The organism is Dietzia sp. IBK-p2-16D (assembly GCF_057773085.1).
In genome coordinates this window covers 840923-857105 of the sequence record NZ_JBYMTL010000001.1, presented here as the reverse complement: position 1 = coordinate 857105, position 16183 = coordinate 840923, and the positions used below count along the sequence as shown (strand labels likewise).

Here is a 16183-nt window from a genome sequence, read left to right as displayed (position 1 = left end):
GACACTGTGGTCGTCCCGGGCCCGTGGCCGGTCGCCGCCGTTCAGGCGGCATGCGCGTGCTGTACGCGCGGGAGGATCAGGCCTCCTCGGCGGCCTTCGCGGCGTCCTCGGCAGCCTCGCCCTGGGGCGCGGACTCCTCGTCGGACTCAAGGTCGGACTCGGACGGCGCCTCGATGACGTTGACCAGCAGGGTCTCCGGATCGGAGACCAGGGTCGCGCCGGAGGGCAGCGTGATGTCCGCGGCGGTGAACTGGGTGCCGGCCTCGACACCGGAGAGCGAGAGCTCGAACTCCTCGGGGATGTCGGTCGCCTCGACCTCGATCTCGATGTAGTCGGCGTCCGTCGTGACCAGGGTGCCGGGGGCGGCCTCACCGGTGAGGACGACGTAGACCTCGACGACGACCTTCTCGCCCTTCTTCACCACGAGCAGGTCGGTGTGCTCGATGATGCGGGTCAGCGGGTGCACGTCGATCTGCTTGGGCAGCGCGAGCTGCTCCTCGCCCTCGATGTCGAGGGTGAGCAGGGAGTTGGTGCCGTGCGCACGGAGCACGGCGGCGAACTCGAGCGCGTCGAGCAGGAGGTGGCGGGGCTCGGTGTGGTGGCCGTACAGCACCGCCGGCACCTGGCCCTCACGACGGGCGCGGCGGGCGGAGCCCTTGCCGAACTCGGTGCGGGTGGAGGTCTTGAGGTTGTTGATTTCCTTGGCCATGACTGCCTTTTCGTCGGAGTGGGAGAGCGTGCCGCTCTACGAGTGGTACCTCCTCGGCGATCGAGACGATCGCCGAGGCCGGTCCACCGGGACCACGCCGACAATGATCGCGTCGATAACGGAGTGGCCCGGGTTGATGCGGGTCCTCCCTCGCCGAGATGACCCGACCAGCCTAGCGGTGCGGGGTGCGGCGCCCAAAATCGCCCGACCCGCCGGCCCGGGTGTGGAGCGGCGGGTCAGAGGATCTCCTCGACCGCCGCCGTGGGGCGCGCGAGGCGGGTGCCCTTGTCGGTGACGACGAAAGGCCGCTCGATCAGGCGGGGGTGGGCCACCATCGCGGCGAGCAGTTCATCATCGGAGGCGTCGATGAGTCCGAGTTCGGTGAACTCGGCCTCCTTGACGCGCACCGCCTCCCGCACCGTCAGGCCGGCGTCGGCGATGAGGGTGCGCAGCTGCTCGACGTCCGGGGGAGTGTCGAGGTACTTGATGATCGTCGGCTCCACGCCCCGCTCGCGCAGTAGTTCCAGCGCCTGCCGGGACTTGGAGCAGCGGGGATTGTGGTAGATGGTGGCGCCCACCGCCCGGTCCGCGGACATGCTAGGCGGAGCCGTTGAAGAGGCTGGTCACCGAGCCGTTCTCGAACACCTCGTGGATGGTCCGGGCCAGCAGCGGCGCGATGGACAGCACGGTGAGGTTCTCGAACCGCTTCTCCGGCGGGATGGGCAGCGTGTCGGTGGTGATGACCTCCTTGGCCCCGCAGGTGGCGAGACGCTCGGCGGCCGGGTCGGAGAAGATGCCGTGGGTGGTGGCGATGATGACGTCACCGGCACCGGCGTCCTTGAGCACCTTGACGGCGCCGGCGATGGTTCCACCGGTGTCGATCATGTCGTCCATGAGGACGCAGGTCTTGCCCTCGACGTCACCGACCACGCGGTTGGACTTGACCTGGTTGGGCACGTTGGGATCGCGGGTCTTGTGGACGAACGCGAGCGGGGCGCCGTCGAGGGCGTCGGCCCACTTCTCGCCCACCTTGACGCGGCCGGCGTCGGGGGAGACCACGACGATGTTGTCCGTCCCGTAGTGCTGACGGACGTAGTCCGACAGCTGCCCCTGGGCGTGCATGTGGTCGACCGGGCCGTCGAAGAAGCCCTGGATCTGATCGGTGTGCAGGTCGACCGTGATGATGCGGTCGGCGCCGGCGGCCTTGAGCAGGTCCGCGATGAGACGGGCGGAGATGGGCTCACGGCCCCGGTGCTTCTTGTCCTGCCGCGCGTACGGGTAGAACGGCAGGACGGCGGTGATCCGCTTGGCGCTTCCCCGCTTGAGCGCGTCGATCATGATGAGCTGCTCCATGATCCACTTGTTCAGCGGCGCCGGGGCGCTCTGCAGCACGAACGCGTCGCAGCCACGGACGGACTGCTCGAAGCGGACGAAGATCTCGCCGTTGGCGAAGTCGCGCGCGGTCTGCGGGGTGACCTCGACGCCCAGTTCGGCGGCGACCTGCTCGGAGAGCTCGGGGTGTGCACGCCCCGCGAAAAACATCAGGTTCTTCTGGTTGTCGATCCAGTCGCTCACGTCGTGAGTCCGTCCTTCTGGGAGTCGTTCCGGGCACGACGGGCGGCCTCCGCCGAACCGGAATCCGGCCGGTTCTCGATCACCCAGTCGTCGATGTTCCTCTGCCGTCCACCCGAGACCGCGAGGGCGCCGGGAGGGACGTCATCCTTGATCACGGTACCCGCGCCCGAGTAGGCCCCGTCTCCGACGGTCACCGGCGCGACGAACATGGTGTCCGAACCGGTGCGGCAGTGATCGCCGATCACTGTACGGTTCTTGGTCACGCCGTCGTAATTGACGAACACGCTCGATGCCCCGATGTTGGTGTGCTCGCCGATCTGTGCGTCGCCAACATAGGTGAGGTGCGGAACCTTGGTGTGGGCACCGATCATCGACTTCTTGACCTCGACGAACGTCCCGATCTTGCTGTGCTCGCCCAGGTCCGCCTCGGGCCGCAGGTACGCGAACGGGCCGACTTCGGCGCCAGCCCCGATTGTGGCGCTCACCGCATGTGAACGCACGACCGTCGCGCCCTCGCCGACCACCGTGTCCCGGAGCGTGGTGTCCGGTCCCACGGTCACACCGTCGTCGAGTTCGGTGGCGCCCTCCAGGTGGGTGCCCGGCAGAATCGTGACGTCACGGCCCGTCCGGACGCCCACGTCGAGCCACGTACCGGACGGGTCGACGATCGTCGCCCCCGCCCGCATCGCCGACTCACAGAGGCGACGATTCATCTCGCCGGCCAGTGCCGCCAGCTGCACGCGATCGTTGACACCCGCGACCAGATCGGGGTCCTCGACGCGGTGACCGCGGATGAGGCCGTTGTCCCGCCGGGCGAGCTGGATGACGTCGGTCAGGTACAGCTCGCCCTGCGAGTTGTCGGTGCCCAGCTGCCCGAGCTTGTCCCGCAGGACTCGGGCGTCGAAGGCGTAGATGCCGGAGTTGACCTCGTCGATCGCCCGCTCGTCCTCCGAGGCGTCCTTGTGCTCGACGATCCTGAGCACCTCGCCGTCGTCGTTCCTCACGATGCGGCCGTACCCCGTGGGGTCGGGCGCGGTCGACGTCAACACGGTGACCGCGGCGCGGGGGCGCATGTCGTGGCGCGTCACCACCTCGCGCAGGGTGTCGGCGTCGAGCAGGGGGATGTCCGAGGTGGTCACCAGGACGGTTCCGGAGAATCCGTCGGGCAGTGCCGACATCCCGGCCGCGACCGCGTCGCCCGTGCCGTTCTGCTCCTCCTGCACGGCGGTGGAGACCGGCACACCGAGCTCGGCCGACAACTCGTCGACCGCGGCCGAGACCTGCTCGCGCTGATGACCGACGACCACGACTATCGCGTCCGGCTCGAGCCCGGCCGCGGCGTGGAGTGCGTGGCCGAGCATCGTCCGCCCGCATACCCGGTGCAGCATCTTGGGGGTCGCGCTCTTCATCCGGGTGCCGGATCCGGCGGCCAGGACGATGACCGCGGTCTGTGCATGTTCGGGCGCTGAACGGTCGGTCTCGGGTGTGGTCATCAAATCTCCTCGGGCGTGGCAGCGCCGTGTGGGGGATGGGGGTCAACGTCTGTGCAATTGCAGCACTGTCTGTCCGAGGATAGAGGGTGACTCCGACGAATCGAACCGTCCCGGACCGGGGTAGCGTGCCCGGCGTGTCAGTTCTGAGGCGCCAGCTGGCGGATACCCGTCCCCTCCGGTCGCCGGATTTCCGCAGACTGTGGCTCGCGAACATCGTCACGGTGATCGGGGCGCAGCTGTCGATCGTCGCGGTGCCCCAGCAGGTCTTCGAGATCACCCGCAGCTCGGCGTATGTGGGGCTCACCGGCGTGTTCGCGCTGGTGCCCCTCGTCGTGTTCGGCCTGTGGGGCGGCGCGCTGGCCGACGCACTCGACCGGCGTCGCCTGCTCATGGTCACCACCACCGGGCTGATCGCCACCTCGCTGCTGTTCTGGGCGCAGGCCGCGGCGGGCAACCGGAACGTGTGGGTGGTGATGGCGCTGTTGTCGGTCCAGCAGGCGTTCTTCGCCGTCAACCAGCCCACCCGTTCGGCGATCATCCCGAGGATCGTCCCCTCCGACCAGCTGGCCTCCGCCTCGGCCCTGAACATGACGGTGATGCAGTTCGGGGCGATCGTCGGGCCCCTGTCCGCGGGGATCCTCATCCCGGTCCTGGGCCTGTCGACGATGTACCTGTTCACCGCGGTCGCGCTGCTCGCCACCCTGTACGCGGTGTTCCGGCTCCCCCCGCAGCCGGTCGAGGGGGAGCGGGGGTCGGTGGGGCTGAGGTCGGTGATCGACGGGTTCGCCTACCTGGCCACCCGCCGCATCCTGCTGGCCTCGTTCCTCGTGGACGTCATCGCGATGGTCTTCGGCATGCCGAGGGCGCTGTTCCCACAGATCGCCACCGAGTCGTTCGGCGACCCCGCGACGGGCGGCACCGCCCTCGGGCTGCTGTTCGCCGCGATGAGCGTGGGCGCCGTGGCCGGCGGGGTGTTCTCCGGCTGGATCCCGCGCGTGCGCAGGCAGGGCCTGGCGGTGCTGGTGTGCGTGGCGCTGTGGGGCCTGGCGATGGTGGCGTTCGGCGTGTTCGTGGCGGCGGCCTCGCCCGGCGGCTCGGCCTGGTGGCTGTGGCTCGCCCTCGCCGCGCTCGCGTTCGGCGGAGCGGTCGACATGGTCTCGGCGGCATTCCGGCAGGCCATCCTGCTGGACTCGGCCACCGATGAGATGCGCGGCCGGCTGCAGGGCGTGTTCATCGTGGTGGTGGCGGGCGGTCCGCGGATCGGCGACGTGGCCCACGGCGTGGCCGCGGCGTCTGTCGGTACGGCGGTCGCCGCGTCCGGCGGTGGCGTACTGGTGGTGATCGGCGTGGTGATCTGCGCGGTCGCCTTCCCGGCGTTCCTGCGCTACACCGTCCGCAGCGCGGTCGAGCGCGGCACGAAGGGTTAGACCGCCGGGTACTGCTCGCCCCGCAGGAGCCGCGCCAGGTGCACCGCGTTGGACGACAGCGTGGTGATGGTCGAGGCCACGGCCGACGGCGTCTCCGCGAGATCCTTGTAGTCCACCGGGTTCATGGCCTCGTTGTTCCAGTAGGTGCAGCCCTGCGCCGGGATGGTGAACCCGATGTCGTTCAGGCCCTGGAACATGTCGGCGACGATCTTGTGCGCGCCGTCCTCGTTACCCACCACTGCGACCACGGCGACTTTGCCGAACATCGCCGGACGGCCCTCGTCGTCGGTCGCCGACAGCTGCGCGTCGAGACGCTCCAGCACCCGCTGCGCGATGCTGGACGGATTGCCGAGCCAGGTCGGCGTGGACAGCACGAGGATGTCGGCGGTTCGGACCTTGTCGAGGATGGCGGGCCACTCGTCGCCGTCGCCCATGTCGTCGTCGACCCCCGGACGGACGTCGTGATCCGCGACCCGGACGGTTTCCCCGCCCACGCCGTGACCGGCGAGCTCGTCGAGGACCTGGCGGGCGATGAGGTCGCTGCTCGACTCGGCCGGCGAGGCCTTGAGCGAGCACACGAGCGCGAGCGCCTTCAGATCGGTCTCCATGCCGCGGACGATAGATCCGCCCCGTCCGCCGGACAACCGCTGGCGCGGGCCCGCGCCGCCGTGACCGGTGGAGACCCGCGGGTGCGGCCCCTACGGTGAGGGCCACTACGGCTGACGAGCGGAAGGGGCACGCGTATGACCACGGACAGGACGGTGGCCGACCTCGTCGTCGAACGATTGGTGGCGTGGGACGTCGAACGGATCTACGGCTACGCCGGGGACGGCAACAACCCGCTGCTCGGGGCGCTGCAGCGCTCCGAGATCGCCCCGGTCTTCGGGCGGGCGCGGCACGAGGAGTCGGCGGCGTTCATGGCCGTCGCCGACGCCAAGTACTCGGGCGCGGTCGGGGTGGTGACCTCGACGCAGGGCCCGGGCGCGATCCACCTGCTCAACGGCCTCTACGACGCCAAACTCGACAGCGTGCCCGTCGTGGCGCTCGTCGCGCAGCAGCACACCAGCGTGCTCGGGTCGGGCTACCAGCAGGAGATCAACCTCGGCAACGTCCTCGCGGATGTCGCGGGCCCGTATCTTCAGACGGTCGCGTCGGCCGAGCAGGCGCCCATGGTGATCGACCGGGCGTTCCGCTCCGCGCTGACGCACCGGACGCCCGTCGTCGTCATCCTTCCCCACGACGTGCAGAACGCGGAGGCGCCGGAACTGGGCGAGGACCTCGATCAGGAACACGGGGTGGTGGTCACCGCGCCCGAGTGGACCCACGGGGTCACCGTGCCCCGCGACGACGACGTGGCGCGCGCCGTGGAGGTGCTCGACGCGGGGGAGCGGATCGCGATCCTCGCCGGGCGCGGCGTGGCCGGTGCGCAGGCCGAACTGATGGAACTCGCCGAGCGCCTGGACGCAGGCGTGACGATGAGCCTGTTGGGGAAGCCCTACGTGGACGAGTCCTCGCCGTTGGTGGGCGGGACCATGGGCCATCTGGGGACGACGGCGAGCGCGCGCATCCTCCAGAACTGCGACACCCTGCTGATCGTCGGGTCGAACGACCCGTGGACCGAGTTCTACCCGGAGCCCGGGCGGGCGCGGGCGGTGCAGATCGACCTGGACCCGGTGCACCTGGCGAACCGGTATCCGATCGAGGTCGGCATGGTGGGCGACGCCGCGGCGGCGCTGCGTGAGCTCACCGCGCGCGTGTCCGAGCGGGACCGCTCCGGCTGGCGCGGCGAGGTGGAGAAGTGGGTGGGACAGTGGCGGGAGATCTCCCGCGAGCGCGCCGAACTGCCCGCCCGGGGGGTGAACCCCGAGCTGGTCGCGCGGCGGCTTGCCGACCACCTGCCCCACGACGCGCGCCTCGCGGTGGACGTGGGCAGCAGCGTCTACCACTACGTACGGCAGATGGACCTGCCGACGTCCGTGCCCGCCCACCTGTCGTCGACGTTGGCGTCGATGGGGTGCGGGATCCCGTATGCGATCGCCGCCAAGGCCACCGCGCCCGCCAAACCGGTCGCGGTCCTGGCCGGGGACGGGGCGATCCAGATGCTGGGGATCAACGAGCTCATCACCGTGTCCGAGGCGTGGCCGAGCTGGGAGGACCCCACGATGGTGATCGTGGTGCTCAGCAACCGGGACCTGGCGGAGGTGAGCTGGGAACAACGCGAGAGCGAGTCGCAGCCCCGGTTCGCGCGGTCGCAGGACGTGCCGCCGTTTGACATGGCCGGCTACGCGGAACTGCTGGGGTTGCGTGGGGTGCGGGTGGAGGAGCCCGACCAGCTCGTGCCCGCCCTCGAGGCGGGGTTCCTCGCGGATCGACCGACCGTGATCGACGTGATCACCGACCCGGACGTCCCGCTGCTGCCGCCGTTCCCGCACGGCCGGGAGTTGCTGGAGTCGATGCGTACGGGTCTGCGCGCGGAGGGTGCCGATGGTGAGCACGGCCTCGAACTGTTGGAGACCTATGTCCGGATGGAGGAGGAGCGGTACTCGTGACGGGGATGAACGGACCCGGTCGACCGGAGCAGGACCCGACCTTCCCGCCCGACGACGAGGTGAAGCGCTCGCCGCGGCGCGCTCGGCAGCCGGCATTGACGGCGTTCGCGCTCATTGCGATCCTGCTGCTGGTGTTGGCGCTGGGGATCTTCGGCGGGATCTTCTAGCTCCCCCGCCAGGACTCGAACCTGAAATGCCTGAACCAAAATCAGGAGTGTTGCCGATTACACCACGGGGGAACGGCCCGCGAACGGGCCGTCACCAGTCTGGCACATGAGGTCGGGCCCACCGATGCGTACCTGCGCACCGTTGGGCCCAACCTTCTGCGAGCAGCGACAATCGCCGCCGCGCGGGGTTACGCGGTCTGCGGGTCGGAAGCGGCTCCGGGGGTCGTCGGCGTCGCTGCCGCGATCTTGCCGGCGAGGTGCCCGAACACCAGGCCGAGCGAGATGGTGCCGCCGGCTCCGGCGTAGAAGCCCTTCGTGGGAGCGCCACCGGCGTTACCGGCCGAGTACAGGCCCGGAACAACAGCACCGGACGTGGTGATCACGCGACCGGAGGCATCGGTGACGGGACCGCCGACCGTGCCCAGTGCCGAGGCGTGCACCTTCACCGCGTAGAACGGGCCCTTCTCCAGCGGGCCGAGCGTCGACGAGCGGGGCGAGGAGAGCACCGGCTTCATGAACTTGGCCAGCGGCCCGACGAGTGCCTTACGGACCGCCTCGGCGTCGTTGCGCTGTGCGACCTTTTTCGCGGCGCGGTTGACGATCGGCGCGACTCCCAGGGCGAGCGCGATCTGGGCCTTCATGGTCGCGGCCGGGGCGAACGACCCGGAGGAGAAGCGACCGAGGAACGGCTTGTAGTCACCGAAGTACCGGTCGAACAGCGCCTCGCCGCGGCCGAACCACGGATCGCGACCCGCGGCGGCCTCGGGGTTGAACTCGTCGACCGTCTTGAGCAGGCCGACCTCGTCCACGCCGATCTTCTTCGCCAGCGCGGACAGCGAGGCCGCCTGGTGGATGTACTCGGGGACCTCGCCGCCGGGCACCGAGCCGAAGAGGCCGTACTTGTCCCAGAAGTTCTGGTCGAAGACGAAGTACGCCGGGTCGTTACTGCCGCCTGTCTCGTCGTTGGTCGCGCGCATGGCGCCGCCGAACTGGTCGTAGGACAGGGCCTCGTTGGCGAAACGCTTGCCGGCGGAGTTCACGATGATCGAGTGGGGCAGCGAACGCTCACCCAGCAGGAGCCGCGCGAACGCCACGCCGTCCAGGGTCTCGCCCGGGATCTGCACACCGGGCATCCACCAGGCGGCGTCCATCGTGGTGAGCTCGGCGCCGACCTCCTTGGCCAGCTGCACGGCGATGCCGTTGTGGCCCTTGGGGGAGACGTGCGTGCCCAGTGGCCCGTCCAGATACTCGGTGGCGAGCTCGTCGGAGGTCTCGAAGCCGCCCGAGGCGATGATCACGCCGTTGTTGGCGCGCACCGTGTGCTCGGTGCCGTCAGCCGAGATGACCAGGCCGGTGACCGCGCCGTTCTCGATCAACAGTCGCTCGGCCGGGGCCTGGACGCGCACCTCGACACCGGCGACCAGCCCGGCCTCGAGCAGCGCACCCACGAGCGCGGGGCCGGCCATCCAGGAGGCGTCGGTCGTGAGACCGGCCAGCGCCCAGAACGGCATCGGGTTCTTGGCCATACCCGAGGTCAGCGCCGGGCGGACGTACTGCGCGGCCTCGCCGAGGCCCTCGGCGTTGTACGGCCCGGGGAACAGGGCGCGGCCGACGGAGGCACCGGGGATGTCCGAGTGGTAGTCGGGCCAGATCACGGGGATCCAGCCGAACTTGGTGTTGGCCTCGATGTAGCGGGCGACCTTGGGGCCCTCTTGGAGGAAGGTCTCGATGACCTCGTGGTCGAGCGTCTCGCCGCGACCGTCACCGTAGATGTAGGTGCGGGCGTCATCGAGGGAGTCGTCCACCCCGAGTTCCTTGGTCGAATATCCGTGGGCGGGGATCCAGGCGGCGCCGGCCGAGACGCCGGTCGCGCCGCCGACGATCTCGAGGGACTCCACGACCAGCACGCTCGCGCCGTCCCTGGCGGCGGTCAACGCCGCGGTGAGGCCGGCGCCGCCGGAGCCGATCACCACGATGTCCACGGTCGAGGGGACTCCGTGCTCGGTCACGGTGCCGATGGTGCCGCGATGTCCGGGCTGTCGAATTGCCATTGTTCGCTCCTTCGCCTCAAGTTGGTGATGCGTCAACAATGATACATGCGTTCGGGTGCCGACGGGGTCGGTGAGCCGCCGAACGGGGGGAGCGTGATCGAGAGGTGGTTATTCTCGGGTCATCGGAAAAAGGGGTGGGACATGACGGGCGTGGGCGTACCGGCACCGAGGACCAGGATGTCTGCTGCCAAGCGGCGGCAGCAGCTGGTGGAGGTCGGTCGGCGGATCTTCGCGGAGAACGGGTACGACGCCGCGACCGTCGAGGACATCGCCGCGGCGGCGGGCGTGTCCAAGCCGGTGGTCTACGAGCACTTCGGCGGCAAGGAGGGTCTCTACGCGGTCGTGTGTGACCGAGAGCTCGCCTACCTCGGTGCGGAGATCACCGAGGCGCTGCAGGGTGAGGGGTCGCGGCGGCGCATCGAGCGCGCGGCGATGGCGCTGCTGCGCTACGTCGAGGAACGCACGGACGGCTTCCGCATCCTGGTGCGCGAATCGTCCCCGGTGGGCGGGGGCTCGTATTCGACCCTGCTCAACGACGCCACCGCGAGCGTGACCTACATCCTCGAGGAGGAGTTCGTCGCCCGTGGGTTCGACCCCATCACCACCAGCGTGTACGCGCAGGCCCTGGTCGGGATGGTCTCCGGTACCGCCCAGTGGTGGCTCGACGCCCGCACGCCGCCCAAGGAAGAGGTCGCCGCGCACATCGTCAACCTCTGTTTCAACGGGCTCTCGCATCTCGATCCCTCGCCGACGCTGGAGGTCGACGTCCTCGAGAAGTACAGCGTGCCGAGCCAGCTCGGTGGCACGCCGCAGGGTCGCGACATGCGCCCGGGGCCCGGAAGCCCGTAGTAGGTCGCACGGTCACATGGCAAAAGGGCCGGGCGTCGCACTTGGGACGCCCGGCCCTTGCCGGTGGATGAGGGCGGCGCGGTTCAGGCTGCGACGGCTACCCGGCGCTTGAGCCGGTCGGAGTCGGCACGGAGTCGGAACGCCACCGCGACCATGACCACGCCCACGGCGAGACCGAACCAGCCGGCGAAGGTGACGAACGTGCCGATCGCCGCGGGGCCCACGATGCCCACTCCGAGCCCGACCATGGCCAGGACGATGCCGAGGGCCACCATGACCCACTGGTCGGGGATCGCCGAGCGCAGCGTGTGCGCGCCGAAGGCGACGAGGGCGCCGGAGGCGACCAGCCAGGCGGCGAAGAGCAGGGTCAGCGCGGTCGCCGAGATGCCGGGCCAGAACAGCACGACCAGCCCGAGGATCACGAAGCCGGCGCCGGCGAGGACGATCCCGCCGCGGCCGGGGGCGCGGTCCGGCATCGCGAGGCCGGTGGTCATGGTCATCGCGCCGTCGCCGATGGCGAACGCGGCGACGAGGAACACCGCGAGCGTCATGGTCGTGGCAGGCGAGACCAGCGCGGTCGCGCCGAGGCTTATCGCCAGAGCTCCGCGGACGAGTTGGACCCACCAGTTCCGGGTCAACGATTCGATCATTTCTCCACTCTTCCTGTGCTGGCGGCGGTCGCCGCACGGTACTGTAGTGATCACTACAGTAAGTCTGGGGCGGGGAGTTCGCAATGAGTCGCCGGACACAGGAACGAGGGATCGGATGGCTGAGAAATCGACCGGGACCACGGGCAGGCGCACCCGGGCCAAAGGGAGGGAGTCCCGGCGCAGGATCATCGACGCCGCTGCCGCTGTCGCCGGTGAACGCGGGTACGAGGGAACCTCGATCGCACAGGTGAGCAAGGAGAGCGGGCTCCCCGCGAGCTCGATCTACTGGCACTTCGCGGACAAGGACGCACTGCTGGCGGCCGTGGTGGAGGAGAGCGTCGAACTCTGGCTGGGTCAGGTGACCCGCGGGGAAGGCGAGGACCTGCGGGAGCGCGTGACCGCCTTCTGCCTGGGGGTGGCCAGGACGTTCCGCGACTCGCCCGACTTCCTCCGCCTGTGTCTGATGCTGGCGCTGGAGCGCAGGCCCGTGGAGCCGGCCGCCCGCGGCATCTACCTCCGCCTGCGCCGGGAGGCTCTCGACCGCATCGCGGCGGAACTGTGCCGGGTCCGGCCGGGGCTGCCGGAGGGGGACGCCCGGGTGCTCGCGACGTACGCCCTCGCCGGCGGGGACGGAATCTTCCTCGCATCCCTGACCGGGGACGCGGACGTCCGGGAGTTGTTCCGGCTGCACACCGAGGCGATAGTGCATCTCGTCACTCGAGCGGAGGCCGAGGCCAAGGCTGAGGCGTTGGCTCCGGAGCCGCAGCCGGAGCCGGACTAGCTGCAGCCGGCAATCAGGCGCGGCGGAAGACCTCCAGGAGGAATCCCTCCTCGCGGTGGTGGACGATCCGGGTGAGGTCGGTGCGGCGCGCGAGCGCTGCGTGAACGTCCTCGCCGTGGCAGGCGTGGTCGTCCGAATGCCCCAGCCAGTGGCAGGCCACGACGGTCCCACCGGGTTCGGTCAGCCGCAGCATGGACGTGAGCAGGTCGTCGAGCCCGTCGACCGGTGTGTAGTAGAGGAACTCCGAGAGGACGAGAAGGTCGCAGGACCGTCGCGGCCACGGATCCAGCGCGTCGGCGGTGCGGATGTGGACGTGGTCCAGCCCCGCACGCTCAACGCGTCGGCGGGCCTGCCCGGCGGCGGTCTCGACGACGTCCACCGCGTGCACCTCGTCGCACCGCCCGGCGAGCATCTCGGTGAGCACCCCCACCGAGCAGGCGGGCTCGAAGCCCACGCGGTACCGCTGCTCGGGAAGCGAGGCGACGAGCAGTCGGTAGCGCCGCAGTTCGTACCAGGAGCCGGCGAAGTCCCAGGGGTCTGCCGACCCGGAGTACATCTCCTCGAAGTAACGGCCGGGGGTGCTCACCAGAACACCGTCTCCTCGCGGGTAACCAGGCGATCGAGGATCCAGTCGGGAAGGATGGCCTCGTCCCCCGGCTGATCCGAGAGCGGGGCGATCTGGGTGACGAACTCGCCGACGGCCGCCTGTTTGGCGGCGAACTCGGACTCCGTCAGGACGACGCGGCGTCTCCGGTCCCAGGGCACCCGCGGATCTCCCGGCTCGGCCCAGTGCCAGGTCCACACCGGGTACTCGAGCAACCGCGCCCCGGTGGCGGCGCAGGCCTCGGCGGCCGCGCGACCGGAGGCCTCGTGGTCCGGGTGGCCGTCTCCGCGCCAGGTGCTCAGCACGACGCAGTTCGGTCCGGGGGCCCCACCGACGGCCTCCGCGATCGCCTCCGCCAGCCGAGCCTCGTGCGCATGGACCCCGCCGTCTGGCAGTCCGACCCGCACCGGCTCGGGCAGGCCCAGTACGGCACAGGCGCGGCGGCTCTCGGAGACCCGCAGCGCCGCGAGCTGCGCGGGCGTCACGGTGGGGGAGTCGGGGTGCGAGGCGTCGCCGTCGGTGACGGCCACGATCGCCACCTCCACCCCGGCCGCGGCGAACCGGGTGGCGGTGACACCGACGCCGAGGATCTCGTCATCGGGGTGGGGCGCGACCACGACCAGCCGCCGGGTCCCGGCGGGAACGGTCAGCTCCGGATCCGGGGCCCGCGCGCCGAGCCAGGCGTCCCAGCTCGCGTGGGGAGTGCCCCGGTCGCCAGGTCCGATGCCGGCCCACTGAGTGGAACCGGCCGCCGCGGGACCCGTCACCACGCCCACCCGCCGTGGGTACGGGCGGTGGCGCCCAGCCCGGCGAGGTCGTGCTCGGCGTGGAACTGCCGGATGTACACCTGGGCGTCGGACACGTTCTGCGCGTGACGGGGGTCCATCGCGAGGGGCGCCGGGCCGAGTGCCCGGCCGACGCGCCGGATTGTCTCGTCGACCGCGGACTCGACCATCGCGCGGACCCGCACGGCCCGGTGGCGCGCGGCGGTGAGGTCGGCGTCGGGCCCGTCGCGATCGATCTCCGCGGCGGCCGCGTCCAGCGCCCACGAGGCCCCGCCCAGGGCCACGTCCACGCCTCCGAGGTGGGCCAGGGTGTGAGGGTCGACGTCGGGCCGGGTCGCCCTCGCGAGCAGCGGCCGCGCCACGGCGATCCCGGCGCCCAGCCAGCAGGCGGCCACCCCGATACCGCCGTGCCAGAACCCGGGCCGGTCGAGGTAGGAGCGACGGTTGCCGACGGCGCGGGCCGGCACGTCGGTGAACTCGACGGCGGTGGTGCGGCTGCCCGCCATCCCCGGGTTCGCCCAGCCGTCCGCCCGGGGGGCGACACCGGGGTGACGCAGATCCACGGCGAATAGGCAGGGCTCGTCGTCGTCGCGGTCGAGGGCGGTGACCAGGGCGTGCGTGCACACGTCGCCGCCGGAGCACCAGCTCTTCACCCCGTCGAGCACCCACCCGTCACCCGGGGCGCGGCCCGAGCCGTCACCCGGGGCGCGGCCCGAGCCGTCGCCCGGGCGTCGGGCGGTGAGCACCGGCATCGGCGGCTCGGCGGCCCACACGCCCCACAGTTCGTCGCGCCCCACGCGGGTGCCCTCGATCTCGGCGAGGATCGCGTCGGCGTCCGCGTGGGCTTCGACGAGGCGTCCGGCGGCGATGTCGTGGGTGCACATCGCGGTGAGCTCGGCCCACCGCGTGCGGGTGTCGCCACGGGCGGGCAGGGGCAGGTCGGCGCGACCCTCGCGAATCCACGCGCGGGCGAGGTCGGCGGACCCCATGGTGCCGGTGGGCGCGGGGGAGGCGGTGGGCGCGGAGGACGTGGTGGAGCCGTCGGTCGAGCTCATGGCGCAAGGGTCCCTTCGATGGCGGCGAGGTGGGCGGCGAATCCGTCGGGGGCTCGCCCGGACCGGCGGGACGAGGTCGTCACGGGCGCGGCGGTCGACCACGCCACCGTCAGACCGGCGTCCTGCGCACGCCCGACCAGGCGGACGTCCTCGTGGACGGGGAGCGGGTCGAAGCCGCCCAGCCGGTGGTAGGCCTCGCTGGAGAGGCCGATGTTGGCGCCGTGGATGTGCCGGTGGCCGGGGCCCGGGTGGTAGCCCTCGAGGTAGCGCAACCGGGTGGCGGGGGCCCAGCCCGACCAGGCGTCGACCTCGACCAGACCGGCCACGACGTCGGCGCCGGCGCGGGCCAATGCCAGCTGGTCGGTGAGCCACGAGCGGGGCACACGCGAGTCGGCGTCGGTGGTCGCGTACCAGCGCCGCGTGCGGGGCGCCGCTGGCAACGACGACGAGGGCGACGACGATGAGGGCGACGACGGCGAGGAACACCGCAGCGAGTCGAACCCGCGCGCCCGGGCGATGCCGACGTTGCGGGCGCTCGTCCGCACGAGACGGGCCCGCCCCCGCGCGATCTCCTCGGTGGCGTCGCTGCAGGAGTCCAGCACGACCGTGACGGTCACCGGGACCGGGGTGGCGGCGATGCAGTCCGCGAGCGCGTCGAGACAGCCCGCGAGCAGGTCCTGCTCATCGTGGGCGGGGATCACCACGTCGATCCCGGTGTACTCCACGGCCGGTCAGAGGTTGGCGAAGAAGTCGGCCCAGTAGAAGTCCCAAAAGGCCCACAGGATCACACCCGCCACCGCCAGGTACCAGACCACCACGGGCACCAGGTGCCATCGCTGCAGTGCGCGCACCCAGCCCGCGCGCGTGACCTTCGCCAGCACGTGCAGCAGCGTGTACCAGAACATGGGGATGGTCACGGCCCACACGACCATGCACCACGGGCACAGCACCTGGATGGAAAAGATCGACTGGAACGCGAGCCAGTGAACGAAGACCGCGGCGAACGTCAGTCCGAGCAGCGCGCCCACCCAGTACCAGCGGGGGAACCGCACCCCGGAGGCGGCGGCGACGCCGATCGCGATGACGATGCCGTACCCGACGAGCCCGATGAAGGGGTTGGGGAACCCGAACGCCTCGCCCTGGGCGGAGTTGATGACGCTCTTGCAGCTCATGAGGATGGAGAAGTTGCACGCCGGCGTGTACTCCGGGTTCTCCAGCAGCCGGATCTTGTCCAGGCTGAGCTGGAACGAGGCGACCAGCGCGATCGCCGAACCGATCGCCAGGAGCACGCCGATCCACCGGTCGGTGAAGACCCTTGCGCCGATCGTGTCGTGGGCGGTGTCGGTCTCGACGTGCTCGGCGTCTGTGGTCTCGCGCATAGGCACAGGCTACCGGGGCGGGTGCGCGGTTAGAGTGGAGGATCTGCGGCCCTTCAGGTGTGCGTCCCACCACCCGTGCGCTCCGCACACCCCGGCTCGACGAACCCCC

Annotated in this window: 17 protein-coding genes and 1 tRNA gene; 5 read left to right on the top strand and 13 right to left on the bottom strand. The window is 70.8% G+C overall.

Annotated elements, in window-relative coordinates; all coding sequences use genetic code 11:
- Nucleotides 1-76: 76 nt before the first annotated feature.
- The 4 genes from AC3DE3_RS03960 to glmU form a co-directional block, all read right to left on the bottom strand.
- Nucleotides 77-709 carry a 50S ribosomal protein L25/general stress protein Ctc gene (locus AC3DE3_RS03960; RefSeq protein ID WP_260488238.1) on the bottom strand — a complete coding sequence of 211 codons (633 nt, stop codon included), beginning with the start codon at nt 707-709 and terminating at the stop codon, nt 77-79.
- A 236-nt stretch (nt 710-945) separates the two neighbouring features.
- A complete protein-coding gene (arsC, locus tag AC3DE3_RS03955) occupies nt 946-1287 on the bottom strand; it encodes an arsenate reductase (glutaredoxin) (RefSeq protein ID WP_260489158.1) in 342 nt (113 codons plus the stop codon).
- Between the two features lie 19 nt (nt 1288-1306).
- The gene (locus AC3DE3_RS03950) at nt 1307-2284 is read right to left on the bottom strand and encodes a ribose-phosphate diphosphokinase (protein WP_260488236.1); all 978 of its coding nucleotides are present in this window, start codon (nt 2282-2284) and stop codon (nt 1307-1309) included.
- Nucleotides 2281-3777, bottom strand: a complete 1497-nt coding sequence (gene glmU, locus AC3DE3_RS03945) for a bifunctional UDP-N-acetylglucosamine diphosphorylase/glucosamine-1-phosphate N-acetyltransferase GlmU (protein WP_488369030.1) — start codon at nt 3775-3777, stop codon at nt 2281-2283. The genes AC3DE3_RS03950 and glmU overlap by 4 nt, the downstream gene beginning before the upstream one ends.
- 143 nt (nt 3778-3920) lie before the next feature.
- Here glmU and AC3DE3_RS03940 point away from each other — a divergent pair, with 143 nt between their 5' ends.
- A complete protein-coding gene (locus AC3DE3_RS03940; RefSeq protein ID WP_260489157.1) occupies nt 3921-5204 on the top strand; it encodes an MFS transporter in 1284 nt (427 codons plus the stop codon).
- Here AC3DE3_RS03940 and AC3DE3_RS03935 read toward each other — a convergent pair.
- Entirely contained in the window at nt 5201-5812 is a 612-nt protein-coding gene (locus tag AC3DE3_RS03935) for a flavodoxin family protein (protein WP_260488232.1), read from the bottom strand. The genes AC3DE3_RS03940 and AC3DE3_RS03935 overlap by 4 nt on opposite strands.
- A gap of 135 nt (nt 5813-5947) precedes the next feature.
- Between AC3DE3_RS03935 and AC3DE3_RS03930 the strand changes: the two genes are divergently transcribed.
- Complete coding sequence (locus AC3DE3_RS03930) at nt 5948-7753, top strand: thiamine pyrophosphate-requiring protein (protein WP_488369029.1); 1806 nt, start codon at nt 5948-5950, stop codon at nt 7751-7753.
- Nucleotides 7750-7920 carry a hypothetical protein gene (locus tag AC3DE3_RS03925; RefSeq protein ID WP_260488230.1) on the top strand — a complete coding sequence of 57 codons (171 nt, stop codon included), beginning with the start codon at nt 7750-7752 and terminating at the stop codon, nt 7918-7920. Before AC3DE3_RS03930 ends, AC3DE3_RS03925 begins: the two co-directional genes overlap by 4 nt.
- Here the strand turns inward: AC3DE3_RS03925 and AC3DE3_RS03920 are convergent.
- A tRNA-Gln gene (locus AC3DE3_RS03920) sits at nt 7921-7992 on the bottom strand.
- A gap of 116 nt (nt 7993-8108) precedes the next feature.
- Entirely contained in the window at nt 8109-9971 is a 1863-nt protein-coding gene (locus AC3DE3_RS03915; RefSeq protein ID WP_488369028.1) for an FAD-dependent oxidoreductase, read from the bottom strand.
- Between the two features lie 177 nt (nt 9972-10148).
- Here AC3DE3_RS03915 and AC3DE3_RS03910 point away from each other — a divergent pair, with 177 nt between their 5' ends.
- A complete protein-coding gene (locus tag AC3DE3_RS03910; RefSeq protein ID WP_488369027.1) occupies nt 10149-10820 on the top strand; it encodes a TetR/AcrR family transcriptional regulator in 672 nt (223 codons plus the stop codon).
- 83 nt (nt 10821-10903) lie between these two features.
- Here the strand turns inward: AC3DE3_RS03910 and AC3DE3_RS03905 are convergent, their stop codons facing one another.
- Complete coding sequence (locus tag AC3DE3_RS03905; RefSeq protein WP_488369026.1) at nt 10904-11470, bottom strand: HdeD family acid-resistance protein; 567 nt, start codon at nt 11468-11470, stop codon at nt 10904-10906.
- A 115-nt stretch (nt 11471-11585) separates the two neighbouring features.
- On the opposite strand from AC3DE3_RS03905, the gene AC3DE3_RS03900 reads away from it, so the two are divergent.
- Nucleotides 11586-12251 (top strand): TetR/AcrR family transcriptional regulator, encoded by a 666-nt coding sequence (locus tag AC3DE3_RS03900; protein ID WP_488369025.1) that lies wholly within the window; start codon nt 11586-11588, stop codon nt 12249-12251.
- Between the two features lie 13 nt (nt 12252-12264).
- Here AC3DE3_RS03900 and AC3DE3_RS03895 read toward each other — a convergent pair whose 3' ends face one another.
- The 5 genes from AC3DE3_RS03895 to AC3DE3_RS03875 all read right to left on the bottom strand — a co-directional run bounded on the left by AC3DE3_RS03895 (nt 12265) and on the right by AC3DE3_RS03875 (nt 16074).
- Nucleotides 12265-12837 carry a class I SAM-dependent methyltransferase gene (locus tag AC3DE3_RS03895; RefSeq protein WP_488369024.1) on the bottom strand — a complete coding sequence of 191 codons (573 nt, stop codon included), beginning with the start codon at nt 12835-12837 and terminating at the stop codon, nt 12265-12267.
- Nucleotides 12834-13625: a PIG-L deacetylase family protein gene (locus AC3DE3_RS03890; protein ID WP_488369110.1), complete on the bottom strand. Its 792-nt coding sequence runs from the start codon at nt 13623-13625 to the stop codon at nt 12834-12836. Before AC3DE3_RS03890 ends, AC3DE3_RS03895 begins: the two co-directional genes overlap by 4 nt.
- Nucleotides 13619-14629, bottom strand: a complete 1011-nt coding sequence (locus tag AC3DE3_RS03885; protein ID WP_488369109.1) for an acyl-CoA dehydrogenase family protein — start codon at nt 14627-14629, stop codon at nt 13619-13621. Before AC3DE3_RS03885 ends, AC3DE3_RS03890 begins: the two co-directional genes overlap by 7 nt.
- Nucleotides 14630-14691: 62 nt before the next feature.
- Entirely contained in the window at nt 14692-15420 is a 729-nt protein-coding gene (locus tag AC3DE3_RS03880) for a glycosyltransferase family 2 protein (RefSeq protein ID WP_488369023.1), read from the bottom strand.
- A gap of 6 nt (nt 15421-15426) precedes the next feature.
- Nucleotides 15427-16074, bottom strand: a complete 648-nt coding sequence (locus AC3DE3_RS03875) for a vitamin K epoxide reductase family protein (RefSeq protein WP_260488215.1) — start codon at nt 16072-16074, stop codon at nt 15427-15429.
- Nucleotides 16075-16183: the final 109 nt, after the last annotated feature.

Bases quoted from the DNA above. Each gene is read 5' to 3' on its own strand.
- AC3DE3_RS03900 (WP_488369025.1), top strand. From the start codon at position 11,586: ATGGCTGAGAAATCGACCGGGACCACGGGCAGGCGCACCCGGGCCAAA.
- AC3DE3_RS03960 (WP_260488238.1), bottom strand. From the start codon at position 709: ATGGCCAAGGAAATCAACAACCTCAAGACCTCCACCCGCACCGAGTTC.
- AC3DE3_RS03905 (WP_488369026.1), bottom strand. From the start codon at position 11,470: ATGATCGAATCGTTGACCCGGAACTGGTGGGTCCAACTCGTCCGCGGA.
- AC3DE3_RS03930 (WP_488369029.1), top strand. From the start codon at position 5,948: ATGACCACGGACAGGACGGTGGCCGACCTCGTCGTCGAACGATTGGTG.
- AC3DE3_RS03885 (WP_488369109.1), bottom strand. From the start codon at position 14,629: ATGGGGTCCGCCGACCTCGCCCGCGCGTGGATTCGCGAGGGTCGCGCC.
- AC3DE3_RS03875 (WP_260488215.1), bottom strand. From the start codon at position 16,074: ATGCGCGAGACCACAGACGCCGAGCACGTCGAGACCGACACCGCCCAC.
- AC3DE3_RS03935 (WP_260488232.1), bottom strand. From the start codon at position 5,812: ATGGAGACCGATCTGAAGGCGCTCGCGCTCGTGTGCTCGCTCAAGGCC.
- AC3DE3_RS03910 (WP_488369027.1), top strand. From the start codon at position 10,149: ATGTCTGCTGCCAAGCGGCGGCAGCAGCTGGTGGAGGTCGGTCGGCGG.
- glmU (WP_488369030.1), bottom strand. From the start codon at position 3,777: ATGACCACACCCGAGACCGACCGTTCAGCGCCCGAACATGCACAGACC.
- AC3DE3_RS03915 (WP_488369028.1), bottom strand. From the start codon at position 9,971: ATGGCAATTCGACAGCCCGGACATCGCGGCACCATCGGCACCGTGACC.